Source organism: Lawsonibacter sp. JLR.KK007 (assembly GCF_036941135.1).
Taxonomy (GTDB): domain Bacteria; phylum Bacillota; class Clostridia; order Oscillospirales; family Oscillospiraceae; genus Lawsonibacter.
Genome location: NZ_JAYWSY010000001.1, coordinates 896,594 through 920,163 on the forward strand (window position 1 = coordinate 896,594; position 23,570 = coordinate 920,163).

21 protein-coding genes and 1 pseudogene are annotated in these 23,570 nt (G+C 56.0%); 12 read left to right on the forward strand and 10 right to left on the reverse strand.

Features of this window, described 5'->3' with window-relative positions; all coding sequences use genetic code 11:
- Positions 1-136 precede the first annotated feature (136 nt).
- Together VV088_RS05055 and VV088_RS05060 are read left to right on the forward strand one after the other, a co-directional pair.
- A complete protein-coding gene (locus VV088_RS05055; protein ID WP_334599677.1) occupies positions 137-604 on the forward strand; it encodes a LytTR family DNA-binding domain-containing protein in 468 nt (155 codons plus the stop codon).
- Complete coding sequence (locus tag VV088_RS05060; RefSeq protein WP_334599678.1) at positions 591-1,343, forward strand: DUF3021 family protein; 753 nt, start codon at positions 591-593, stop codon at positions 1,341-1,343. The genes VV088_RS05055 and VV088_RS05060 overlap by 14 nt, the downstream gene beginning before the upstream one ends.
- A gap of 182 nt (positions 1,344-1,525) precedes the next feature.
- Here the strand turns inward: VV088_RS05060 and VV088_RS05065 are convergent, their stop codons facing one another.
- The 6 genes from VV088_RS05065 to VV088_RS05090 form a co-directional block, all read right to left on the reverse strand.
- Positions 1,526-3,601 carry an ABC transporter ATP-binding protein gene (locus VV088_RS05065; RefSeq protein WP_334599680.1) on the reverse strand — a complete coding sequence of 692 codons (2,076 nt, stop codon included), beginning with the start codon at positions 3,599-3,601 and terminating at the stop codon, positions 1,526-1,528.
- Positions 3,601-5,334: an ABC transporter ATP-binding protein gene (locus VV088_RS05070; protein ID WP_334599682.1), complete on the reverse strand. Its 1,734-nt coding sequence runs from the start codon at positions 5,332-5,334 to the stop codon at positions 3,601-3,603. Before VV088_RS05070 ends, VV088_RS05065 begins: the two co-directional genes overlap by 1 nt.
- 8 nt (positions 5,335-5,342) lie before the next feature.
- Complete coding sequence (locus VV088_RS05075; protein WP_334599683.1) at positions 5,343-5,804, reverse strand: MarR family winged helix-turn-helix transcriptional regulator; 462 nt, start codon at positions 5,802-5,804, stop codon at positions 5,343-5,345.
- A gap of 408 nt (positions 5,805-6,212) precedes the next feature.
- Positions 6,213-7,439, reverse strand: a complete 1,227-nt coding sequence (locus tag VV088_RS05080; protein WP_334599684.1) for a sensor histidine kinase — start codon at positions 7,437-7,439, stop codon at positions 6,213-6,215.
- A complete protein-coding gene (locus tag VV088_RS05085; protein WP_334599685.1) occupies positions 7,436-8,110 on the reverse strand; it encodes a response regulator transcription factor in 675 nt (224 codons plus the stop codon). Before VV088_RS05085 ends, VV088_RS05080 begins: the two co-directional genes overlap by 4 nt.
- 26 nt (positions 8,111-8,136) lie before the next feature.
- On the reverse strand, positions 8,137-8,631 hold the full coding sequence (locus tag VV088_RS05090; protein WP_334599687.1) for a hypothetical protein: 495 nt from the start codon (positions 8,629-8,631) through the stop codon (positions 8,137-8,139).
- Positions 8,632-8,790: 159 nt separating this feature from the next.
- On the opposite strand from VV088_RS05090, the gene VV088_RS05095 reads away from it, so the two are divergent.
- From VV088_RS05095 to VV088_RS05105, 3 genes are read left to right on the forward strand one after another with little or no spacing between them, the layout of a single operon-like run.
- The gene (locus tag VV088_RS05095; protein ID WP_334599688.1) at positions 8,791-9,792 is read left to right on the forward strand and encodes an ABC transporter ATP-binding protein; all 1,002 of its coding nucleotides are present in this window, start codon (positions 8,791-8,793) and stop codon (positions 9,790-9,792) included.
- On the forward strand, positions 9,789-10,652 hold the full coding sequence (locus VV088_RS05100) for an ABC transporter permease (RefSeq protein WP_334599689.1): 864 nt from the start codon (positions 9,789-9,791) through the stop codon (positions 10,650-10,652). Before VV088_RS05095 ends, VV088_RS05100 begins: the two co-directional genes overlap by 4 nt.
- On the forward strand, positions 10,652-11,017 hold the full coding sequence (locus tag VV088_RS05105) for a DUF7088 domain-containing protein (RefSeq protein ID WP_334599690.1): 366 nt from the start codon (positions 10,652-10,654) through the stop codon (positions 11,015-11,017). The genes VV088_RS05100 and VV088_RS05105 overlap by 1 nt, the downstream gene beginning before the upstream one ends.
- An 83-nt stretch (positions 11,018-11,100) precedes the next feature.
- Here the strand turns inward: VV088_RS05105 and ltrA are convergent, their stop codons facing one another.
- Positions 11,101-12,981, reverse strand: a complete 1,881-nt coding sequence (gene ltrA, locus VV088_RS05110) for a group II intron reverse transcriptase/maturase (RefSeq protein ID WP_334599178.1) — start codon at positions 12,979-12,981, stop codon at positions 11,101-11,103.
- 711 nt (positions 12,982-13,692) lie between these two features.
- Between ltrA and VV088_RS05115 the strand changes: the two genes are divergently transcribed.
- Both VV088_RS05115 and VV088_RS05120 read left to right on the forward strand, forming a co-directional pair.
- On the forward strand, positions 13,693-14,796 hold the full coding sequence (locus VV088_RS05115) for a Gldg family protein (RefSeq protein WP_334599691.1): 1,104 nt from the start codon (positions 13,693-13,695) through the stop codon (positions 14,794-14,796).
- Entirely contained in the window at positions 14,783-16,171 is a 1,389-nt protein-coding gene (locus tag VV088_RS05120; RefSeq protein ID WP_334599692.1) for a DUF4340 domain-containing protein, read from the forward strand. The genes VV088_RS05115 and VV088_RS05120 overlap by 14 nt, the downstream gene beginning before the upstream one ends.
- Before the next feature lie 280 nt (positions 16,172-16,451).
- Here the strand turns inward: VV088_RS05120 and VV088_RS05125 are convergent, their stop codons facing one another.
- Positions 16,452-17,045: a hypothetical protein gene (locus VV088_RS05125; RefSeq protein WP_334599693.1), complete on the reverse strand. Its 594-nt coding sequence runs from the start codon at positions 17,043-17,045 to the stop codon at positions 16,452-16,454.
- Between the two features lie 15 nt (positions 17,046-17,060).
- The gene (locus VV088_RS05130; protein ID WP_334599694.1) at positions 17,061-17,267 is read right to left on the reverse strand and encodes a MerR family DNA-binding transcriptional regulator; all 207 of its coding nucleotides are present in this window, start codon (positions 17,265-17,267) and stop codon (positions 17,061-17,063) included.
- 233 nt (positions 17,268-17,500) lie between these two features.
- Between VV088_RS05130 and VV088_RS05135 the strand changes: the two genes are divergently transcribed.
- Together VV088_RS05135 and VV088_RS05140 are read left to right on the forward strand one after the other, a co-directional pair.
- Complete coding sequence (locus VV088_RS05135; RefSeq protein WP_251316562.1) at positions 17,501-18,022, forward strand: GNAT family N-acetyltransferase; 522 nt, start codon at positions 17,501-17,503, stop codon at positions 18,020-18,022.
- 578 nt (positions 18,023-18,600) lie between these two features.
- Positions 18,601-18,687 (forward strand): annotated as a pseudogene (locus tag VV088_RS05140) (plasmid mobilization protein); the annotation flags it as partial.
- A gap of 333 nt (positions 18,688-19,020) precedes the next feature.
- On the opposite strand, the gene VV088_RS05145 reads toward VV088_RS05140, so the two are convergent.
- Positions 19,021-20,154 (reverse strand): aldo/keto reductase, encoded by a 1,134-nt coding sequence (locus VV088_RS05145; RefSeq protein ID WP_334599695.1) that lies wholly within the window; start codon positions 20,152-20,154, stop codon positions 19,021-19,023.
- 121 nt (positions 20,155-20,275) lie between these two features.
- On the opposite strand from VV088_RS05145, the gene VV088_RS05150 reads away from it, so the two are divergent.
- The 3 genes from VV088_RS05150 to VV088_RS05160 are packed head-to-tail and all read left to right on the forward strand — an operon-like array spanning position 20,276 to position 23,554.
- Positions 20,276-20,722: a MerR family transcriptional regulator gene (locus tag VV088_RS05150; protein ID WP_334599696.1), complete on the forward strand. Its 447-nt coding sequence runs from the start codon at positions 20,276-20,278 to the stop codon at positions 20,720-20,722.
- A gap of 2 nt (positions 20,723-20,724) precedes the next feature.
- Positions 20,725-21,204 carry a DUF6194 family protein gene (locus tag VV088_RS05155; protein ID WP_334599697.1) on the forward strand — a complete coding sequence of 160 codons (480 nt, stop codon included), beginning with the start codon at positions 20,725-20,727 and terminating at the stop codon, positions 21,202-21,204.
- Positions 21,188-23,554: an endonuclease MutS2 gene (locus VV088_RS05160; protein ID WP_334599698.1), complete on the forward strand. Its 2,367-nt coding sequence runs from the start codon at positions 21,188-21,190 to the stop codon at positions 23,552-23,554. The genes VV088_RS05155 and VV088_RS05160 overlap by 17 nt, the downstream gene beginning before the upstream one ends.
- The last annotated feature ends 16 nt before the right edge of the window (positions 23,555-23,570 follow it).

Consider the following 23,570-nt stretch of genomic DNA (forward strand, 5'->3'; position numbering starts at 1 on the left):
TAAAAACTTTTTATAATTTTTTGTAATTTAGTCTTGACATTTTGCCCGGCTATCCCGGAAAAATGACCGACTGTCCCAAAACGGTAGACAGGGCGGGGGAGAGGGGCTATACTGAAGACGAGAGAGGGGGAGACCCATGGAGGTAGAGATCAAGACCGAACCAGGCCGTCAGGAGCCCAAAATCGTGATTCTGGCCGGGGAGGAAAGCGAGGAGCTGCGCCGCTTGGCGGAGAGTCTGTCCAAGCTGACGGTGGGACCGGTCCCGGTGAGCCGGGGAGATGAGAAGCTGCTTCTGCCCCAGAGGGAATTTCTCCGGTTTTACACCGACGGCAAGGGGGTGTCCGCCCAGACGGCGGGGGAGACCTACACAGTCCACCTCCGACTCTATGAGCTGGAGGAGCGGCTGGACCCAACCCAGTTTGTCCGTATCTCCAACGGGGAGATCATCAACCTGGACCGGGTCACTGCGGTGGATCTGTCCCTGACCGGTACCATCTGCATGACACTGGATGGCACGGTAAAGGCTTACGTGTCCCGGCGGTATGTGAAAAAAATCAAGGATACCCTGAATGGGGGAAGGAGGAACGGCCGTGAAAAAGCTTAAATGGGCCTGGCGGGTCCTGGGTGGGGCGGCGCTGGGACTGGTGTTCAGCGTGGTGCTGGTATCGTATGCTGTGGGAACGAGGGGGCCGTCGCCGGTGGTCTGCCTGCTGTGTTCGGCCCTGGGAGCGGCGGCTGGGGCGGCTACGCTGCCCTTCGCTGACGACGGCAGGGCGCTGATGCTCCGCTCTGCGGCCCACCTTGGGGTGACGGCGGCCCTGTTTCTCCTGCTGGCGGTCCAGCTGGGAGCGAGGGGCGTACAGCTGCTGGCCTGGGAGGCCATCCTGTTTCTGCTGTACGCCGTGGTCTGGCTGGGCCGGTGGATCGGCTGGTACGTGGAGGTGATGCAGCTGCGTACCCTGCTGGGGCTGACTCCAGGACCGTCCCCCTTGAAGTGGCAGGAGACGCTGCCCTACCTGCCCTTTGTCCTACTGCTGTGCGACGGTCTGCCTCTGGCTCTGCGCTGGCTGGACGCGCCAGATGTGCCCGTCCTGTCCGGTCTGCTCCTGCCCTACCTGATGCTGCCAGTGGCGGGGTTCTCCTCCGGACTGTCCCTGGGCAAACGGCAGGGGGTGTGCCCGCTGTACCCGGTGGCCTGCTTTGTGTGCTACCTGCCTATGGTCTATCTGCTGTTCAACGATACGGCGATGTTCCACTGCTTTATGGTAGCCGTCCCCGCTCTGGCGGGCAACGTGATCGGGTGGATGTACCGCCGGGCGGTGCCGAAAAGGGGAGATGCATAATGGGGAGCATTGTGGAACAGGCATTTTATAATATCTGCGCTTCCGTTATCATTTGGCTTGTACTGGCCCCATGCGGCATCTTCTTTTTAACAGCGCTCATCTTTATTGTGATGAAATGTATCCGAGAACTATGGAAAAAATAAACGCAGAGGGCCCCGCCGGTCGGCGGGGCCTTCTTATGCTCAGGACAGCTGGAACTGTCCGGTGTACAGCCGGTAGTACCGGCCTTTATCCTTCAGAAGCTCCTCGTGGCTGCCCTTTTCCTCGATCTCGCCATGCTCGATGACCACGATGCAGTTGGAATTGCGCACGGTGGACAGCCGGTGGGCGATGACGAACACCGTCCGGCCCTCCATCAGGGTATCCATGCCCTGCTGGATCAGAGCCTCGGTGCGGGTGTCGATGGAGGAGGTGGCCTCGTCCAGGATCATCACTGGCGGGTCAGCCACGGCGGCCCGGGCAATAGCCAGCAGCTGCCGCTGGCCCTGGGACAGATTGGCTCCATCGCCGGTGACCATGGTCTGATAGCCCTCGGGCAGGCGGCGGATGAAGGAGTGGGCGTTGGCGCTTTTGGCGGCGGCGATACACTCCTCGTCGGTGGCGTCCAGCCGGCCATAGCGGATGTTGTCCATAATGGTGCCGGTGAACAGATGGGTGTCTTGAAGCACCGCCCCCAGGGAGCGCCGCAGGTCGTCCTTGCGGATGGCCTTTACCCGGATGCCGTCGTAGGTGATCATGCCGCCCTCGATCTCGTAGAAGCGGTTGATCAGGTTGGTGATGGTGGTCTTGCCCGCGCCGGTGGAACCCACAAAGGCAATCTTCTGGCCCGGATCGGCGTAGACCGACACGTCCTTCAAGATCCGTTTGCCGGGAACGTAGGAGAAGTCCACATGGCTGAACCGTACCGCACCCCGCAGCTCGGTGAGGTAAAAGTCCTCGCCGGGGACATTGCGCACGGTTCCGCGGATCAAATGGAGGCCCACGACCCCGTCGGGACCGGGGTACTTCCAGGCCCAGCCGTGGTTGGCCAGCATCGCCGGGTCGGGGACCGCTTCCGGATCAATGATCTCGGTGAGCGTTTCGTCCTCGCCCACAAAGACGGGGACCAGCTCCATGCCGTTGCTCCGGGGGGTCTTCCAGGCCCAGGTGCGGGGACGGCCCTGGCCGGTGAAGGGGGAGAGGGTGCCGTTGGCGTCCTTTTCAGCAGGGATCAGGGTGACGGAACCCTCGTCCAGCTCGGCGGCGGTGTCCATCACCTCAAAGATGCGCTCCGCCCCCGCCATGGCGGACAGGAGGGTGGTCATCTGCTGGGAGATCTGGTTCAGGGGCTGGCCCACCTGACGAGAATAATTGAGGTACGTCGCCAGCCCGCCCAGGTCGAAGCCCTGGAGGACGGAGAGCAGCCCGCCAAAGGCGGCGGTGAGGGCGTAGCTGATGTTCATCAGGTTGCCCGCCATGGGCATGATCATAGTGGAGTAGAAGTTGGCCTTCTGCGCGGAGTCCCGGTAGGCGTTGTTCAGCTCCCGGAACTTGGCCTTGGCTTCCTCCTCGTGGGTGAAGGCTTTGACCACCTTCAGGCCCTCGATGACCTCCTGGATCTCGCCGTTGACAGCGCCCAGCGCCTTTTGCTGCTTTTGGTAGAACTGGCGGCTGCGGCCGCCCAGCTTCCGAAACAGGGTCATGGTGAGGACCAAAACCACGGCGGTGACAAAGAACAGCTTCCAGTTGATGAACAGCATCAGTCCCACCAGTCCCACAAACATCAGGCAGCTGGACAGCAGGGAGACCACGCTCTGCTGGAGGGCCAGCTCAACGTTGTCGGCATCGTTGGTAAAGCGGCTCATCAGCTCGCCGTGGGGGTGTTGGTCAAAGTAGGAGAGGGGGAGACTTTGCAGGCTGTCAAACAGGTCCCTGCGCAGCCGGTTGACGCCCCGTTCTGCCAGCCGGACCATGGTGGCGGACTGGCCATAGGTGGCCAGACAGCCCAGCAGGTAGATGCCGGCCAGCAGGGCGATCAGAACCGCCAGTCCGGAAAGTTTCTCTTGCAGTGTCCGGTTCGGGTCGATCAGCAGGTTGGCGATGGGCCGCACCATATATGACCCGCCCAGATTGGTGGCCACAGAGGTCAGCAGACACAGCAGCACAAACAGCAGCGGCAGCCTGCTCCGGGTGAGGTAGCCCACCAGGCGCAAGATGGTCTTCTTCAGATTTTTGGGCTTTACCGCCCCGGCCTTAAAGGCTTGATTGGGTCCTGGCATTATCCGCCCACCCCCTCTTGCTGAGATTGATAAATTTCCTGGTAAATCCTGTTGTTGGCCAGCAGCTCGTCATGGGTGCCCCGGCCGGCGATGTGGTCGTCGTCCAGAATGAGGATCTCATCGGCGTATTGCACGGAGGAGATGCGCTGGGCAATAATGATGACCGTCGTATCCGCCTGATTTTTATGGAAGGATTCCCGTATGGCCGCCTCAGTGGCCGAGTCCACGGCGGAGGTGGAGTCGTCCAGGATAAGGATGGCCGGCTTGCGGAGCATGGCCCGGGCAATACACAGCCGCTGCTTCTGCCCGCCGGAGACGTTGGTGCCGCCCTGGGTGAGCCGGGTGTCGAAGCCCTCAGGCAGGTTCATGATGAAATCGTAGGCCTGGGCGTCTTTTGCCGCCTGGATCATCTCCTCCTCGGTGGCGCCGGGGCGGCCCCACAGCAGGTTTTCCCGGATGGTGCCGGTGAACAGAATATTGGTCTGGAGCACCATGCCGATGCGGGAACGAAGCTCCTCCAGGGGGTAGTTCCGGACATCCACGCCGTCCACCAGCACAGAGCCGCCGGTGACGTCGTAAAACCGGGGGATCAGGTTGACCAGGGAGGACTTGCCGGTACCGGTGCCCCCCACAATGGCCACAAACCGGCCGGGCTCTACGGTAAAGCTGATATGGGACAGCACATCATCCCCGGAGCCGGCGGCGGCGTACTTGAAGGAGACGTCCTGAAACTCCACCCGGCCCTGGGGGGCGGGGAGGGAGGCGGACTCCGGTTTATCCTGGACCGAGGGGACGGCGTCCAGCACCTCATCAATGCGCCGGGCACAGGCCTGGGCCCGGGACAGCTGAAGCAGAGACATGGCAACCATCATGACACTCATCAGCACCTGCATGATATAGGTCAGAAAGGCCTGAAGGTCGCCCAGGTCGAAGGCGGCATCCATGACCATCCTTCCGCCGAAATAGAGGACGGCCAGGGTGGCGCCGTTAAGGCACAGCATCATAATGGGCATTATGGCGATGACCCGTACGCCCACCTTCAAAGCGGCGGTCATCAGCTCGTCGCTGGAGCGGTTGAACTTCTTCCGCTCGTGGTCCTCCCGGACAAAGGCCTTTACCACACGGATGGCCACCAGATTCTCCTGGAGCACGTTGTTCAGTCCGTCGATTTTTTGCTGCATCAGGTCGAAGAGCCTGGTACAGACCTTCATCAAAAGCGCAATGGCGGCCGCCATGACCGGGATGATGACCAGCAGGATGATGGCCAGCCGGGCATTCAGGTACAGGCTGACGCCCAGTGCGGCGATGAGCATCACCGGGGCCCGGACCAGCATCCGCAGGCCCATGGCCAGCATCATGGTCATGGCGTTGACGTCGTTGGTCATGCGGGTGATCAGGGAAGCGGAGGAGAAGCGGTCAATATCGGCGAAGGAGAACTCCTGCACCTTGTCAAACAGGCATTGGCGCAGGTTGCCGCCGAAGCCTTGGCTGGCGAAGGCGGCGTATTTGGCGGCCAGCACGCCGCAGGCCATGGAAAAGCCTGCCAGCACCAGCATCAACGCGCCAAGCTGGAAAATATATCCCGTATCCCCCGAGGGGATGGCCACGTCCACGATTTCCGCCATGACCAGGGGGAGGAGGAGCTCACAGATGACCTCCAAAATGATCAGGATAGGGGATTTGATGGCGTCTTTTTTGTACCCCTCCAAATGGGTCAAAAACAGGGAAAGCAAGGTAATTATCACTCCTTTGGTTGAGAATCAAGAAGATTGCAGAGCATCCGCCGCTGAAACTGAGCCAGCTGCTGATATTCCTCCTCAGAAAAGCCGGACAACATGCGGGCGGCCACCCGCTGGAACGCCTCCCGGCAGCCGGATACCGCCTGTACGCCCTTGTCGGTGAGGCTTACCCGGTTGCGCCGGGCGTCCCGCTGGCCGGGCTCCCGGCGGATGTAGCCGCTTTTCTCCAGCGATTTCAAGGAATTGGCCACCGCAGCAGGGGAGATGTGCAGCAGATCCGCCAGCTCCCGCTGGGCAGGGCATGCCTGGTCCTTGTCCTCCCGCCCGCTCTCCAAAATGGTGAGCAGCATGGGGTGATTGACCTCGCTGAGACCAGCGGCGTTCAGCTCCCACTGTACTGCCGCGCGGTGGGTGTGGTTGAGCTGGCGGGACAGCAGTTCCATCTCGTGAAATGTGTCTTTCACGAGGAAAACCTCCTTTCAGGAAAAATCGTTAACCTGTTAACGATTAACGTGTTGACTATTATAGCAGGGCGGCAGGAATTGTCAAGCGGTTTTCTGCGGGTTCAAAAATTGTTTACAGTTGGATGGAGGAGACCGGTCTCATAAGGGATTCTACTCCCTGACGCAGTGTCAAAGTCAACCGCTAAAAGATGATACAAACAGAGGACCGGGAGCTGACGGCCGCACGGACCGCCGCCCGAAATTTAGGGACGGATGTAATGTGTTATCATCTATCTGAACAAAAGTCTGTCAACAGACTATTATATATGGGGCTGCATGGATTCTGTGTCCTTTACCATTGGCGAAATGAGAAATCGGTATGGCTTTATCTACATAGATAAAATGTAAAATGGATGATGGCAGCGGGTCCTACTTTGGAATCTTTGCTGTGAAAGTAATTACTCCATCTGCATAGCTGTTTGTCATATGCCCGTGATGCCGGATCACAATTGCGTTTGCAGTAGACAGCCCAATGCCATACCCACCAGTTGACCTGGAACGAGAGGAATCCACCCGGTAGAAGCGATCAAAGTAGCGAGAGAGCTGGGAGGTGTCAATCCCTTTACATGGATTGGATACAGAGATACAAATAGTTCTCCCGTGTTGGGATAGCGACAGGCAGATCGTCCCCTCCGGGTCACAGTATTTGACAGCATTGTCAAGCAAAATGGAAAACAGGCAGAAGAAGTTATCCCGCACCCCTTTGGCGTTTATGTCAGCTGCAAGTTCTGCAACCAATGTTTTGCCAACAGCTTCTGCTGCCGGCTGGAAGGCATCCACACTGGCCTGTGCAATTTCTGTAACGGAAAATTCTTCTATTGTATCCCCTTCGATGGTCTCCTCTGTGCGGGCAAGTTCCACCAGATTTTTAATTAACCTGTCCAGCCGTGTAATCTGTGTGCGGGCGCTCTCCAGCCACTGGCTTTCCCCGCAGGAATCCGACAGCAAATCCAGATCCGCCGACAAAATGGAAAGGGGCGTTTTCAGCTCATGGGAGGCATCGGTTACAAACTGCCGCTGCCGTTCCAGGTTTTCCGCAAAGGGACGAATGGCGCGGCCGGAACAGTACAGCAGCAGGAGGAACACAATCAGCGCGCACACTAAAAATATAATCACAGTGATGCGCAGCATATTGTCTGCCGCCTGGAGCATCAGAAAACAGTCCATAACGATCATAGTGCTGCCGCCGTCCGCGCTTGGAAACAGGCCGAAGCGGTAGTAATCTACATATCCCCGGTTGCCACCCGCTTGTATGACCTTGCTGACGGTCTCCGTAACAGAGTGGCGGTCAAACGCCGCGATATGCTCAAGATCTACGGCTTTTACTTCCCGCTGTTCCGTCAGCTCCACAATGAAATACCGGGTCTCAAAGGCGGTTTCCGGTGTAACCTGAAACTCGAAGTCAGAGGGGTCGAAGGCCGCGCCGGGGGGAAGAAAGGTTCCGCCGTTCTGATGCAGCAGCGAAATAGCCCGGTCTGCCCGCCAGGTTGTGATCCAATGGTTTCCCACGCCGATGGAGACGCAGAGAACCGTCATGGTTCCCAGCAGCGACAGCATGGCGATCCAGATAAATTTCCAGCGCAGAGACCGAATCATGAAAATCCCTCCAGCACATAGCCCTGGCCCCGGCGGGCGGAAATGCGGACATCAGCGCCCGCCGCTTCCAGCTTCCGTCTCAGATAGGAGATGTAGGCCCAGACCACGTTGATCTCAGCCTCGCTGTCATAGCCCCAGATGGATTCCATAAACTGCTCCGTTGAAATGGGCCGCCCCTTCTGCCGCATCAGCAGCTCCAGCATCTGAAACTCCTTATTGCCCAACCGGATGCAGGCGTCTCCGCATCTCAGTTCAAAGGAGGAACGGTCTAATGTAACATTTCCAACAGAAATGACGCTGGGAGTGTATGTCCCGCCCCGGCGGGTCAAGGCGCGGACCCGCGCCACAAACTCCCGGCTGTCAAAGGGCTTTGGCAGGTAATCGTCCGCTCCGTTTTCCAAACCGGCCACCCGGTCCTCCACTTGGCTCTTCGCGGTCAGGAGAAGCACCGGAGTGGCGATCTGTTTGGCTCGAAGGGCTTGCAGGACCTGGATTCCGTCCAGCTTTGGCATCATAATGTCCAGAACAATACAGGCGTAATTTCCCTCCAGCCCGTAATCCAGCGCGTCCTGACCATTGTAAACCGCGTCTATGGAATAATGCTCGCGTTTCAAAAGCGCTTCCAGCGCCATGACCATCTCCGGCTCATCGTCCGCTACCAGAATTCGCATCTGTTATTCCCCACCTTCTGCTGTTTTTACCACGGTTGGCCCATAAATCCAGGTTTTGTCAGCCAGAGACCGCATTGAATGGAACCGCTGTCTGTCAGAGAGAATGACAGGGGCAGCACCTCAGTATCTTTCCGCAGCATGATGTGGCCAATCCCATCCTCTCCCGTCACAGCGTCGATGACCGCGCCTTCCGACAGGGAAAGCGTCATTGTCCCCAGGGGCCGTTTCTGCCGGTCCAGCACCGACATCAGCACTTCACCGGAGCGAGGCAGGCCAGAAATCTGAAATACTTCGGCAGCCCCCAGCTGGTAATTTGAGCCGATATCGCCGAAGGACAGCTGCACCATGTCGCTGCGGAGAGGAGAACCCTCCGGCCATGAAAGCTCGGCCATGATCGTGAGCGTGTTTTCTGGTTCCGCTGGTAATGCGGCCTTGCTTTCTTTTGTACCGATGAAACTGCCCAGTGCCAATAGAATCAGGAGCAGGCCAAAGGCGCGTACATATTTTTTTCGAGTCTCCATCGCAAATTCTCCTTTTGGCATAGGTCTTTATAGAAGTATAAAACCGCAACTCAAAAAGAACTTAAAAAAACTGTATTGAAAAAAAGAATTTTCTTTTAAACTTGGTTTTAAGTAGCTGTTTTATAATGGCCCCATCAAGATAAAAAGGAGGGGTCAACCTTGATTGAAATCGAGCATTTGACCAAGCGATATGGCGGCCACACAGCGGTTTCCGACCTGAGCTTCACTGTGGACAGCGGACAGATCTATGGCTTCCTTGGTCCCAACGGAGCGGGGAAATCTACCACCATGAACATCATGACCGGCTGCCTGTCCGCCACGGAGGGGGCCGTCCGTATTGACGGCCACGACATTTTTGAAGAGCCGGAGCAGGCCAAGCGGCTGATCGGCTATCTCCCGGAACAGCCTCCGCTTTACATGAACGAGTCGCCGGAGGAGTACCTGCGGTTTGTGGGCGAGGCCAAGGGCCTGCGCGGGGCGGAACTGGAGCGGCAGATCGACGAGGTCATCCGCCAGACCGGGATCGAGGGCGTGGCCCGCCGCCGCATCTCCGCCTTGTCCAAGGGCTATAAGCAGCGGGTGGGGATCGCCCAGGCCCTGCTGGGCAATCCCAGGGTCATCATCCTGGATGAACCTACCGTGGGCCTGGACCCCATCCAGATCATTGAGATACGGGACCTGATCAAAGAACTGGGGCAGACCCACACTGTTATTTTTAGCTCCCACATTCTCTCCGAAGTGCAGACCATCTGTGACCAGATCATCATGATCGCCAAAGGAAAGCTGGTGGCCTTTGACACGCCGGAGAATCTGGAACAGCACCTGCTCACCCCCAATGAAGTGATTTTGACTACAGATGCTTCCGCCAGCGAGGTGCAGACACTTTTGCAGGGCATCAGCAATGTCACAGAACTGTCATTGGAGGAACAAGATTCCGGCCTTGTGACCGCACGCATCAAAACCGGCCTCAGCGATGTCTACCAGCTCTCCCGCGCTGCATTTTCAGCCTTTGCCGCCAGCGGGAATACCCTGCTGGAGCTGGCTGTGAAGAAGGCCAACCTGGAGGACATCTTCCTGGAGCTGGCGGACAACGATGCCGCCGCCCCAGAACTGCCTGTGGTGGAAGGAGAACCAGTGGAAAGTGAGGTGCCGGAGGAATGACCGCCGTATTGAAGCATGAACTGAAGAACTATTTTCACTCCCTGACGGCCTATGTATTCGGCGCAGGGCTGCTCCTGGCGGTTGGCCTGGGCGCGCTGCGCTACAATCTCCAGGCGGCGGTGAGCAACTTTGAATTTGCCCTCAGCTATTTCAGCATTGTCCTTGCTGTCATCGTTCCCATCCTGACCATGCGGGTCATTGCGGAGGAGCGCAAGCAGAGGACCGACCAGCTTTTATACGCCCTTCCCATTACCACCACCCAGGTGATTGTGGGCAAATATCTGGCGCTGCTGACGGTTTACCTGATTCCGCTGTGCGTGATTGCGGTCTATCCCCTGATCTTCTCCCGATTCGGGGACGTGTATCTGCTGACCTCGTACGGCTCCATTCTGGCGTTCTTTCTCATGGGTGCGGCGCTGATCGCGTTGGGGGTGTTCATTTCCTCCTTGACGGACAACCAGGGCTTCGCCGCCGGGATCGGGATTGCGGTGATCCTGCTGAACTATTACAGCGTGAGCCTATCGGAGTACGTTTCCTCTACGGTTTTCGGTTCTGTTGCCGCGCTGTGCGTACTCGTTCTGGCCTTGGGCGCGGTGATCAAATATTTGACCAAAAACGAAAATCTGGCTTACGCTGTCTGCTTCGTCTTGATCGCGGCCATTGCCATCGCTGCCTTTATGGACAATACGAAATTCGAGGGCCTGCTGCCTGCCGTGATGACCAAGCTGTCCCTGTTTGACCGCTTTACCGGCTTTGTCAACGGTGTTTTTGATCTGACCTCCGTTGTCTACTATGCCAGCGTGGCCGTGTTTTTCCTGTTCCTGTCTGTCCAATCGCTGGAGAAACGGAGGTACAACTGATGAAAAACCGAAACGCTTTTCGCGGCGGCTCCTATGCTCTGGCGATCTCCGCGGTGGTGCTGGCCATTCTGGTGGTGGTCAACATCTTCGCCTCCGCTCTGCCTCCTGCCGCCACCAGGTATGACATCAGCGCCGCCAAGCTCTACTCCATCACCAGCAACACCAAGGTGGTGGTCAATGCCTTGGATCAGGATGTGACCATCTATTGGGTGGTGCAGTCCGGCGAGGAGAACCAGGTCATCGAAAATCTGTTGAGCAAATATGACAGCCTCTCCGACCATATTACAGTGGTGAAAAAGAACCCGGACGTCTATCCCGCCTTTGCGATAGCGATAGGTAATCCGCCGCTTTTACTGCCCTCATAAGAGGACAGCAGTCAGAGCGGATTTTCCCCCGCTTCGCACCGTGCGTGCGACTTTCACCGCACACGGCGCTCCATCAATGCAGATTATTTGTTGCGTGTATGTGAAGGAACCAGTTTTTCCCTATAACCGATAATTTTCTTCTGTGCTTTTGCATCAAACTCGCTTATATCATAGTTCGGGTTATTAACTGCGTCGAGGCATTTCTTGTGCAGGGATATCAGATTGTTGACACGATTTACCTTATTCAATGGGAGATTTGGGTTGACCCGGTGTGCCCATGGCATACTGGAAATAAGCCAGCCGCCGCAAACCCGGCACTTGAGTTTGTCACGGTTGAGCGCGTAGGCCCGATTCATAATAAACTCAAAGTTGTTAAGTTTTCCCCATTGCCCATATCTGGTTGCTCTGGCCGATTTTTCCGAGTACATTTCATCAAGGCGAGCGTGTATACGCTTCTTTTTCGTGCGCTCAAAGAAAAGTTGCCTGCCAGCTTCAGTGTAGGGCGTCTCTTCCTCCTTTTTGGGGATAGTTTTCTCCCATTTGCAAAAGGAAAGTGCGGTAAAACCGATATAAATATCGCGATATTTCATGGAGGGTATCTTTTGCTTATACTGCTGATGAACACGGGGAAGATTTTGCGTTTGATTTGCAGGAATCCACTTTCCCTTGTACTGCGTCAGGCGGCGTCTGGCAACGAATTGTAGCCTCCTGCTATACTTCTTCATGGAAATGTTCACCCAGGTACAGCATTGATCATATTGGATAATTCCCCTGATTTGGCTGTTGATGCGATTGATTGCGTCCACCATTTGTTCCCGGCTGTAATAGTGCGGGATTTTCTTGATGTCATGAGCAATCTTGTCAGTTTTCCGCCTTAATCTGTCTCTTTCTGGAATCGTTCTTGGAATATAGCCTTTTCGCGCTTTTCCCGGAACCACCTTGTATTCATAGCCAAGGAATTTGATGTACTTTTTTCGGATATCTGTTATCAGCGTTTTCTCTGGGGATAGTGTCAGCTTCATTTTGCTGTGGAGAAATATTTGCAGTCGTTTTTTCCAGTCCTCGGCATGAGCGCGTGTGTCTGTGATGATTATGAAGTCGTCTGCGTATCGGACGAGGAATCCTGGAATCAAGGCCGTTCTACGCAGACCTTTGTACTTGCGGTAGGGTTTTGAGAATGGATATTCTGTTTTCTTTATTTCCCACTGCTTGGTAATCCATTCATCCATGATGTCCAAGTAGACATTTGCCAATAGGGGACTAATTAACCCTCCCTGTGGCGTACCTTCCTCATTTACCTCACATTCATCCATGACCCCGGTTTTCAGCATTGCCTTGATGATTTGCAGTACCCGTCTGTCCCTTATCCCCATGTGATAAAGACGTTTCAGGAGAATAGCGTGGTCAATACGGTCAAAGCATTTGCTGATATCACCCTCGACAATCCAATGGTAGCCAGTATGATGAACAAGCAATTTTGCGCGTTCCAATGCCATAGGTGCGTCCCGCATGGGCCGAAAACCGTAGGAATGGGCAAAGAACTGTGCTTCGAATATGGGTTCTAACACAATCCTCATGCACTCTTGTACGATTCTGTCCCGTATGGTAGGAATGCCCAGCGGACGTTTTTCGGCTTTTCCTGGTTTGTCGATATACACCCGGCGTATTTTCTGCGGCTCAAAGTGCTTGAACGCGCTTTGAATATCTCGAATGACCCACGAATGGGAGTGTTGCAGGTAATCGCGCATGGTTTTGGAGTCCACACCGGGGGTTTCACTGCCGTGGTTACTTTTGATGTTGTGAATTGCTGTGATGATGGTTGCTTCTGCTGACATAATTTCCAGAAGTCCCTTGAGCGCTGGCCTTCCGCCCTCGTCATAGACCTTTTTGCTGTGCTGATACAGTTTATCTTGGAGCTTGCGTAATTCCGTTTCGGTTTTCGGGTAGTCGAATTGTTGTGCCATACGCACCGCCTCCCTTCGGAATTGGTGTTTCTGGTTTTAGTCAGGTATGCCTACGGCTTCCTCGACCTTCTGTTCACATACGAATCTGCACTGACTATGCCCCTTCGCTCCGTCCGCCTTATTATTGCGGACATCCTCGCTACTACGGGCTGCTGCCCCATGGATTAGCGGGTCATTTCCTACCCGCGCGGCGGAGGTGCCACTCCACTTACTTCAAAAAGATGAAGTGCCGTCCATGGTTCCTTTGTTCCCTATGCTTTAGCTTTACATATCGGTTTTAGCCCGTCCCTCTAACCCGGCTGCCATCTTTGACTTGTGTGATATTCTGCCAAAGACATTCGACCTTAATGGTTTTCTGCCGTTTTCCACAAATTCAAATTTCAACGGCGGCAGCACCCCTCATGGGGGCGGATGGCTGTATAATCATCCTGGCGTTTACGAGCCGTACTCTCAGGACATATGTCGGTTGCAACAAAACATACTGGACATGACCGATTTATAGCCTCCTGCGGCGCGATACCGTCTCAGATATCGCCTCCGCTCTTTACCGAGCTTCGCACGTTCCATATGACACTATGGACGCACGTCGGAGCATCAGAGTTTTGGTCACCCGTCACACCGGGTCAGGCAGGTTCTGCCCCTGCCGAATCAAGCATAGAGTTCAGATTTCTTGCGAAATCTGCCTTGTTTTATTGCGTATTTCTACGCAGATTGTCAAGGAACAAAGCGCGCGAACAATACACCGATGAAACCGTCCAGAACAACAGCCTCATTGTGGAGTGCGGTGAACGCAGCCGCTTTATCGGCTATGGCGACATCTTTGTGCAGGAACCGGATATTTACTCCTACTCTTACAGCACCTCCTTTGACGGCGAGGGCGCTATCACCTCCGCTATCGACTACGTGACCACCGAGGAGCTGCCCAAGATCTACATTCTGGAGGGCCACGGGGAGGCCGAGCTTCCCGCCTCCTTCCGGGATCAGATCGAAAAGGAAAACATGGAAACGGAATCCCTCTCCCTGCTGACGGTGGACGCCATCCCAGAGGACGCGGACTGTGTCATGATCTACGCTCCGTCCAGCGACATCTCCCAAGATGAACGGGATCTGCTGGCGGACTATACCTCGGAGGGCGGCAAGCTGTTTGTAGCAGCCGGACCTGTGCCTGACAGTAATCTGGACAATCTCTATAGCCTGCTGGCAGACTACGGCATAGAGGCCAATGAGGGTGTGGTGGTAGAGCCGAACCGGGAACACTACTCCTTCCAAGGCCCGCTCTCTCTGCTGCCTGATATGAACAGCCATGCCATTACAGATTCCCTGATTGAAGAAAACTATTACCCCACTATGTTCATCTCTCTGGGCCTGACGGTTCCCCAGGACTCCGAGAGTGTGACCGCTCTGCTGACCACTTCCGAATCCGCGTTCAGCAAGTTAGATGGCTACGACATGACGGATTACGAGAAGGAAGATGGGGACATTGACGGCCCCTTTGCCCTGGCCGTTTCCATCGACACTGCCGGTGAAGGGCAGATCGTTTGGTTCACATCGTCCCATTTCCTGGACGATATGCACAACGCAGTTTCCTCCGGGGCCAACGCCAACCTGAGCATGAACGCCCTGTCCTCCCTGATTGGCGAGACGGAGGCCATGGCCATCCGCAGCAAGTCGCTGAATTACAACTACCTCACGATCAGTGATTCCACCGCTTCTCTGCTGAAGGTGCTGATGATTGGCGTATTCCCGCTGGCGTACCTGGGTATCGGTGTTGTGGTTGCATTGAGAAGAAGGAGGCTGCAAAATGAGCCGGTCTAAAAAACTTTATATTCTGCTGGGTGTTTTGGTTGTAGCCTGTGTCGCCACCCTTGCGGTTACTCAGATAGCGGGGCGCAAGGAACAGATCAAGAACAGCGGCGAACCTATCCTGGAGCTGTCCAGCGACTCCGTTCAAGCCCTCTCCTGGGAACACAAGGGAGAAACTCTGGCGTTCCACAGGGATGAGACATGGCTTTATGACGAGGACGAGAAGTTTCCGGTGAGCGAGGACAAAATCAACGAACTGCTGGAGCAATTCCAGCCCCTCAGCGCGGCTTTTGTCATTGAGGGTGTGGAGGACTATGGGCAGTATGGGCTGGACAACCCCGTGTGTACCATTCACCTGACCACGGAGGAACAGTCCTATGAGATCAAGCTGGGAGATTTCAGCAAGATGGATTCCCAGCGGTACGCCTCCATCGGAGACGGCAACGTCTACCTGGTTCAGAACGACCCGCTGGATCAGTTTGACGCCGTTCTCAGCGATTTGATTGCCCATGATGAAATGCCGGACTTCGATCAGGTAACCAGTATCCAATTCTCCGGCGCGCAGGATTACGCCGTTTCCTACGAGGAGGACAGCTCCAATACCTACTGCGCCGAGGATGTCTATTTTACCCGGCGCGGCGAAAAATCCCTGCCTCTGGATACGGATCGGGTGAATGGTTATCTGCGTAAAATCTCAAATTTGAATCCGACCAACTATGTCACCTACAAGGTGACGGACGAGGAGCTGACCACCTACGGTCTGGATACACCGGAGCTGACGGTCACTGTGGAGTATACGCCAAAAGACGAGGAAAGGGCAGGAGTATTTGTTCTCCATATCAGCCGTGATCCAGAGGAGATCAAGAAACCGTCCGATGAGGATGACAGTGAGGATGAGACGGTCACGGCCTATCTGCGGGTAGACCAGTCCCCCATCATCTATCAAATTTCCTCCGACCAGTACAAGGATCTGATGGCCGCATCCTATGACGACTTCCGGCATCTGGAGATATTCACCGCGGACTTTGCGGATGTCCGGCAAATCGACATTTCTCTGGAAGGGGACTCCTATACCCTGACTTCGGAGGAAAAGGGAAAGGAGCGTACTTGGTCTTTCCAAGAGGAGGAATTGGAAATTGATGACCTCAAAGCGACTTTGGAGGCTCTGCGCGCGGACGAGTTCACCGGTGAAAAGCCCTCTCAGAAAGAAGAGATCGGCCTGACCATCCACCTTGACAATGAGCAGTTCCAGACGGTTTTGATTCGGCTGTACCGGTATGATGGAACCCATTGTCTCGCGGTGGTAGACGGAGAGAGCGTGGCTTTGGTAAACCGTGGAGAGGTCGTTGATCTGATCGAGGCGATTCATGAAATTGTGTTAAACTGATCGACAAGCAAACAGCGGCATTGAATCTGACGATTCAATGCCGCTGCTGTTTTCATCCTGCTGCATGTTTCAAAAAAGCAGAGAAACATCAGAAAACCTATTGACTCTCCCACAATGGGATAGCCTATAATGCATTTCCGCCAAGGAACCGCTGAGCGGGTGGAAGATGATGCTAATCTGTTCCTATCCTACCAGATACCGCTTCTAAAGCTCTGGGTGCTGATCATGAATGCGATGTCCCTGCGTATTGGTGAATGAACCTTTTCAGTCCAATATCCTGTCAGGGAGCGAGGTCATTAGGGAGTGAGCAGCAAAGTTCAAAAGGAGGTGCGGCACAGTCATACTCTCCAAGAGATAGTTCAGATTCGATCACATACTTTTCATAATCCAACGCAAATTGTTCCGGGAAAATAGTTTCGGCATGTTCAATCGCGGGCGCTGCCTGTTTGCAGCAGAGATACTCGCCCGCCGGAAGCCGCAAAAGATTTTCGGGAAGCTCCCGCACTCCCTCCGGAACGTCTGCGCCGATGTAAAAAAGCAATTCGCTCCGGCTTCCTTGGCAATGAAGCAGCCGCCCGGAAAAATAATTGATCGTCAGACCGCTGCGTTCAGCTGTCCGCACTAAGCTGTGGAACAGAGCAAGGACTTTCATTTCCGCATCATTTTCCGGATATGGAGCAAGCAAAAGATTCATAGTGGGAAATCTGCACCGCACCATAGCATCGCTTTTTTGAATCAATTCGCTGCGTTGGATTTCAGCGCGCATGTTCTCCAGCTTAGCCAGCCGGTCTTGTATGGCTTGAATTTTCTCCTTGGCCAGTATCGTGCCGCGCTCAACCAGCTTGCCGTAGTGAATCCGGCTGCCGCCGTCCATGCAATAATCCGTAAACTACTTGAGAGGAATATCCAGATCAACACACAGCTGGATGGCGTCTACTACCGGTATTTGCTGCAAGCTGTAATAGCGGTAGCCGCTGCTGGGGTCAACGTAGGCAGGACGGAGAATGCCTAAAGAATCATAGTAACGGAGGGATTTGATATGAACGCCAGTCTGCTTTGACAGAGCGCCGATGGACAGCAGATTTTCTTTCTTCATGGCGAAAACTCTCCCAAAATAGGATGCTTCATTCTATCATCATCTGAAAAACCTGTCAAACAAGAAACCCTGCGGAAATGCTCATGTGCGGTAAAGTATCACAAGAAAACTTTGTCGAATTGACAGCCGCCCTCGCTATTCCGAATTAAGAAATATGCCTCTTGAAAGCTGGTTTCTATTATGCTATACTTTTCAGAACAAACCGATAAATCGGGATTTAAGGAGAAACAATAATGATAATTGAAACGGAAAGACTACTGTTAAGAGAATTTACTCATGAGGATTTTCCGGCATTATTTGAAATCTTTTCAGATCCAGAAACCATGCGACACTATCCCAAACCTTTTGATGAGAAACGTACAAAGGATTGGATTGAATGGAATCTCCAAAACTACGAGGAATATGGATTCGGTTTGTGGGCTGTTGTTTTAAGAGAAACGGGTGAATTTATCGGCGACTGCGGGCTGACAATACAGAATATTGATGGAGAATTCCTGCCTGAAATAGGGTATCACATTCATAAAAATCATTGGAGGAAAGGTTTTGGAAGTGAGGCCGCAAGCGCAGTTAGAAATTGGGCATTTATGAATACAGAATACGATTGTCTATATTCTTACATGAAATATACAAATATTGGTTCGTATTCTGTTGCTATTGCAATCGGTATGAGGAAAGTGAAAGAATATCCCGATGAAAAGAATGGGATATCATATGCATATGCCATAAAGCGTGAAGAATGGGAAAAATTAAAGTGATAAAATTCTAGTTTATCGGTGCTTCCTGTAACGTAAGAGCAAGTATCGACCCGTGGCCCAAATTTCGCTCCGCTCGTTTGTTCCCCTGGTCTGCTACTTGTTGGGGAGTGCCTTCCCCAAACCCTGCTGACCAGCGCTCCGCGCCGGTGTTGTGGCGCAGCCGCGCCACAAAAATCCGTCAGCCTTGCCCGTTGCGCTCTCGCCTGACCGGGCGGAAATCGGAAGCCGTTTCCGCAATCGCCGCAGGGCGGCGCACCCGCCGGAACAGTACACCCGCGACCCGGCTGTACTGTTCCATCGGGCCAATTCGACAAAAGTAGACACCAAAACGCATTGACAATACTTTGCGTTCGCTCTATAATAGCTTTAACGATGAGCGATATAAAAAGTGAATATCAGTAAAATTCTCTGCACCCAAGTGGTCTTGACCACCTGGGTGCATTGTGTTTTCCAAAGCCTGATGTTCCCTTTTCCATCGCGTAACACATCGCCCATGACAACTGAATATGGAAAATTTGAAAGGTGTATAATGGGCGAATTATACCCTAAAGGGAATTTTGAAACAGGAGGTAAAATGATTGTCCAAACGCTACAACACGCCCCACCGCACCCGCATCATCAAGACCCGTGTCACCGAGGAAGAACACGCCGACTTCATGGAGCGCCGGATGCGGCAGATCGACAAGAACCGGGCCAAAAAGCATGAGCTGACGGCAAGGATCCCCTGGGGAGCGAAAGAAGGGTATGATCTCTGCATCAACACATCCGGCAGAGAAATCAAAACGCTGGTTCCTGCACTCGCAGCTTACTGTCAGGCGGTCGGAAAAGGCATCCCCTTTACCATCTGAACGTAAAAAAGCACGATCTTGCAATCGTGCTTTTCGGGAGTGTTGTTTTTGCCGCAAAGTCTGGATTGTTTCGGTCACTGCTCAACGTTTTTGCAGGGTTCTAAGGTTTTTTATCCGCACTCCCTGACGGGGGCTTTTTTGCGGCTGATTTCAGCCGCCCAGCCGGGCGGAGAAGTCGGCCAGAGCCTCGGAGATCCGGATCTGCTGGGGGCACACCGCCTCGCAGCTGCGGCAGCCCAGGCAGGCGGAGGGCTTCTTTTCAGCGGGCATCTGGGCGATGCGCATGGGGGCAATGAAGCCGCCGCCAGTAAAGACGTGCTCATTGTACAGCTCCAGCAGCTGGGGGATGTCCAGCTCCTGGGGGCAGTGGGTGGTGCAGTAGCGGCAGGCGGTGCAGGGGACGCTGGTCCGCCTGGTCATTTCGCCGGCGATGGACAGCAGCGCCTCCAACTCCGCAGGAGAGAGCGGTGCTTCCGCCTGGAAGGTGTTCAGGTTGTCCTCCACCTGCTCCATGGTGCTCATGCCGGACAGGGTGACCACCACGGAGGGCAGGGACTGGAGGAACCGGAAGGCCCAGGCCGGGACTCCCTCGCTGGGCCGCAGCTCCTTCAGTCTGGCGGCGTACTCCTCGGGCAGGCTGGCCAGCTTGCCGCCCCGGAGCGGCTCCATCACCCAGACGGGGATGTCCCACTCGCGGAGCAGATCCACTTTGCTCTTGGCGTCCTGAAAGTCCCAGTCCAGCCAGTTGAGCTGGATCTGGCAGAACTCCATGTCCTTGCCGCAGGCGTCCAGAAAACGCTTCATGGTGTTCAGATCGCCATGGGCGGAGAAGCCCAGGTGTTTGATCTGTCCCGCCCGCTTCCTGGCCATGAGGGACTCGCAGATGTGGTGCTTGGGGTCCAGGTAGGCGTCGATGTTCATCTCGCAGATGTTGTGGAAGAGGTAGAAGTCGAAGTAGTCCACCTGGAGCTTTTCCAGCTGCCGGTCAAAGATTTCCTCCACCTTGTCCATGTTAGACAGATCGTAGCCGGGGAATTTGGTGGCCAGAAAGAAGCTGTCCCGGGGGTACTGCTTCAGAATCCGGCCCATGACCAGCTCGGAATTGCCGGCGTGGTAGCCCCAGGCGGTGTCGTAGTAGTTGATTCCCGCCTCCATGGCTTTGGCCACCAGACGGGCGGCCTCCTCCTCGTTGGGGTTGGCGTCGTTTCCGTCCACGGTGGGCAGGCGCATGCAGCCAAAGCCCAGGGCGGACAGCTTCAGGTCCTGGAACTGCTTGTAGATCATGGTTGACCATCCTTTCATTGACGAATCGGGGGGAAGGCGCTATAATAGCGGTATAAGTATGAAGAGATTATACAACTTGAAGCTAACTTCAAGTCAAGACTTTTTTTGGGGAGAGATCGCCATGTTTTATACCATAGGAGAGATGGCCCAGAAGCTGGACGTGGCCCCGTCCACCCTGCGGTACTACGACAAGGAGGGCCTGCTCCCCTTTGTGGAGCGGTCCAGCGGGGGAATCCGCATGTTCAAGGAGGAGGATATGGAGTGGCTGCGGCTGCTGGGCTGCCTGAAAAAGGCGGGGATGCCCCTGAAGGAGATCCGTAGCTTTCTGGACTGGTCCCGCCAGGGGGACGCCACCATCAGCCAGCGGCTGGAGCTGCTGGAAAAGCAGCGCCAGTCGGTGCTGGACCAGCAGAAGCAGCTGGAGGACACCCTCCTCATGCTGGACTACAAGCGCTGGTACTATCAGACGGCCCGGGAGGCGGGCACCTGCGCTGTCCATGACAGCCTCACTCCGGAGCAGGTCCCGGAGCGGTTCCGGGCACTGATGGCGGAGTGGGAGAAGGGATGACGATGGAACCAAAACAAATTCTGGACTGGTGCCTGGCTGATCTGGAGGGCACTGTTCTGGTGAACAGCTGGGGAGAGACAGGCGTCTTTTATAACCCGGGAAAGGTTTTGAAACGGGGCGTCTATGTCCTCACGGTCAAAGAGAAGGACGGGGACAACGACCGGGCGTCCCAGTTGGACCGCCCTGGTGTATACCGGGTGAACCTGGGACCGAGAAAGCAAACTTATGTCAACCTGTTTGGCCCGGCTCCCAAGCGTCCGCCGAAAGGCGGCGTAGTGGAGGGGGATATGGACTTTACCCAGACGGATACCCTGCTGCCTCATCCGGTTTACGCCTGGATGGGCTGGGTGTGCGTTCTGAACCCTTCTGCGCAAACCTTTGAAAGCATGAAACTTCTCATTCGGGAGAGTTATATGTTTGCAAAAGAAAAATTTGAGAAACGAGTGAAAAAACAGGAGTTTGAATATGAGCGACTTATTTGAAAAATCCATGGCCACTCTGGAGCTGCCCCGTGTGCTGGAGCTGCTGTCCGGGTGCGCCGTTACCGACGAGGGCCGGGAGCAGGCGCTGGAGCTACGGCCTATGGACGATATCGACGACGTGAAACGGGCACAGGCGGAGACGACTGCGGCGGTAAAGCTGCTGGTCCTCCGGGGAACGCCCGGCTTTGCGGGCATCAAGCCGGTGGCCGCCAGCCTCCAGCGGGCGGACATGGGGGGCAGCCTGAACACCCGTGAGCTGCTGGAGATCGCTGCCGTCCTCCGGGCGGCCCGCACCGCCTCCGACTACGGGGCGGGGGAGGAGAAGACTCCCATCTCCCACCTGTTCCAGGCGCTGACCACCAACCGCTTTCTGGAGGACACCATCACCAACTCCATTGTGGGGGAGGACGAGCTGGCCGATTCCGCCAGCCCGGAGCTGGCCTCCATCCGCCGGCACATGCGGGCCACCGAGGCCAAGGTGCGGGATATTCTGCAAAAGCTGATCTCCTCCAACCAGTCCAAATATCTGCAGGAGAGCATCATCACCATCCGCTCCGACCGGTACGTGGTGCCGGTAAAGTCGGAGCACAAGAACGCCATTCCCGGCCTGGTCCACGATGTGTCCTCCTCCGGCTCCACCTTCTTTATCGAGCCCATGGGGGTGGTGAAGGCCAACAACGAGCTGCGGGAGCTACTGGCCAAGGAGAAGAAGGAGATCGAGCGCATCCTGGCCGAGCTGTCCGCCCAGTGCGCCGCCCACAAGGAGGACATTTCCGAGGACTATCAGCTGCTCATCTGGCTGGACGCCATCTTTGCCCGGGCCAAGCTGTCCTGCAAGCTGGAGTGCACCGAGCCCAAGCTGTCCGACAAGTATTTGCACCTGCGGGGGGCCCGGCACCCCCTGCTGGACCAGAAAAAGGCCGTCCCCAACGACCTGGAGCTGGGGGAGCATTTCGACACCCTGGTCATCACCGGCCCCAACACCGGCGGCAAGACGGTCACCTTAAAGACGCTGGGCCTCATCACCCTCATGGCCCAGTGCGGCCTGCACATTCCGGCCAGGGACGACTCCACCGTCCGAGTGTTTTCCAGGGTGCTGGCCGACATCGGTGACGAGCAGTCCATTGCCCAGTCTCTGTCCACCTTCTCCTCCCACATGACCAACATCGTGGGCATCTTGGACGAGGCGGACGACGAGACGCTGATCCTCTTTGACGAGCTGGGGGCGGGCACCGACCCGGTGGAGGGGGCGGCCCTGGCCGCCGCCATCATCGAGAGCGCCCGGGGCATCGGCGCTCAGGTGGCGGCCACCACCCACTACGCCGAGCTGAAGGTGTACGCCATGACCACCCCAGGGGTGGAGAACGCCTCCTGCGAGTTCAACGTGGAGACCCTGGCCCCCACCTACCGCTTGGTGCTGGGTATCCCGGGAAAATCCAATGCCTTCGCCATCTCCCGGCGGCTGGGACTCCCCGAGTATATCATTGAAAAGGCCGCCGCCCGGCTGGATGCGGAGAACGTCCGGTTTGAGGATGTGCTCACCCGTCTGGACCAGCAGCGGCAGGAGATGGAGCGGGAGCGGGAGGAGGCTCGCCGCCTCAAGCTGGACATGGAGCAGTCGGCGGAGAAGGCTCGTGAGTACCGGGAGAAGCTGGAGGCCGAGCGGGCCAAGGTGGTGGAGAAGGCCAACGCCGAGGCCCGGGCCATCATCGAGGAGGCGAGGGTGGCCAGCGACCTGGCCATCTCGGAGCTGAAGGAGCTGAAAAAACGCCAGGACCTGGACTGGCAGCAGGTGAACGACGGCCGGGCGGAGGCCCGCCGCCTGCTGAATGAGGCGGAGCGGAGCATCGGAGGCAGCGCCCCCCAGGTGGAGCCGCCGCCCCCCACCCGTCCAGCGAAGAAGGGGGACACGGTGGAACTGCTGTCCATGGGGACAAGGGCCACCGTGCTGTCTGTCAGCAAGGACGGTACCCTCCAGCTCCAGGCGGGGATTTTGAAAATTTCTGCCAAGCAGGAGGAGGTCCGGGTGGTGGAGGGGGAGACCCAGTCCCAAAAGGAGACCCGCCGGGTCATCGCCCGGGCGGAGCACACGCTCCGGACCGCCGCCGTCCCCTCCCAGGTGGACCTGCGGGGCATGATGACCGACGAGGCCCTCATCGTGCTGGAGCGTTTTTTGGACACCGCCATGATGGGCAAGCTGGAGACGGTCACCATCGTCCACGGCAAGGGTACCGGCGCGGTGCGGTCCGCGGTGCGGACTTATCTCAAGCGCAGCCGCTATGTGAAGACCTTCCGCCCCGGACGCTACGGCGAGGGGGAGGACGGCGTCACCGTGGCGGAGCTGAAATAAAAAAGCGGCCGTTTGG

Bases quoted from the DNA above. Each gene is read 5' to 3' on its own strand.
- ltrA (WP_334599178.1), bottom strand. From the start codon at position 12,981: ATGGCACAACAATTCGACTACCCGAAAACCGAAACGGAATTACGCAAG.
- VV088_RS05055 (WP_334599677.1), top strand. From the start codon at position 137: ATGGAGGTAGAGATCAAGACCGAACCAGGCCGTCAGGAGCCCAAAATC.
- VV088_RS05160 (WP_334599698.1), top strand. From the start codon at position 21,188: ATGAGCGACTTATTTGAAAAATCCATGGCCACTCTGGAGCTGCCCCGT.
- VV088_RS05135 (WP_251316562.1), top strand. From the start codon at position 17,501: ATGATAATTGAAACGGAAAGACTACTGTTAAGAGAATTTACTCATGAG.
- VV088_RS05100 (WP_334599689.1), top strand. From the start codon at position 9,789: ATGACCGCCGTATTGAAGCATGAACTGAAGAACTATTTTCACTCCCTG.
- VV088_RS05125 (WP_334599693.1), bottom strand. From the start codon at position 17,045: ATGGACGGCGGCAGCCGGATTCACTACGGCAAGCTGGTTGAGCGCGGC.
- VV088_RS05155 (WP_334599697.1), top strand. From the start codon at position 20,725: ATGGAACCAAAACAAATTCTGGACTGGTGCCTGGCTGATCTGGAGGGC.
- VV088_RS05130 (WP_334599694.1), bottom strand. From the start codon at position 17,267: ATGAAGAAAGAAAATCTGCTGTCCATCGGCGCTCTGTCAAAGCAGACT.
- VV088_RS05080 (WP_334599684.1), bottom strand. From the start codon at position 7,439: ATGATTCGGTCTCTGCGCTGGAAATTTATCTGGATCGCCATGCTGTCG.
- VV088_RS05120 (WP_334599692.1), top strand. From the start codon at position 14,783: ATGAGCCGGTCTAAAAAACTTTATATTCTGCTGGGTGTTTTGGTTGTA.
- VV088_RS05150 (WP_334599696.1), top strand. From the start codon at position 20,276: ATGTTTTATACCATAGGAGAGATGGCCCAGAAGCTGGACGTGGCCCCG.
- VV088_RS05065 (WP_334599680.1), bottom strand. From the start codon at position 3,601: ATGCCAGGACCCAATCAAGCCTTTAAGGCCGGGGCGGTAAAGCCCAAA.
- VV088_RS05105 (WP_334599690.1), top strand. From the start codon at position 10,652: ATGAAAAACCGAAACGCTTTTCGCGGCGGCTCCTATGCTCTGGCGATC.
- VV088_RS05085 (WP_334599685.1), bottom strand. From the start codon at position 8,110: ATGCGAATTCTGGTAGCGGACGATGAGCCGGAGATGGTCATGGCGCTG.
- VV088_RS05145 (WP_334599695.1), bottom strand. From the start codon at position 20,154: ATGATCTACAAGCAGTTCCAGGACCTGAAGCTGTCCGCCCTGGGCTTT.
- VV088_RS05090 (WP_334599687.1), bottom strand. From the start codon at position 8,631: ATGGAGACTCGAAAAAAATATGTACGCGCCTTTGGCCTGCTCCTGATT.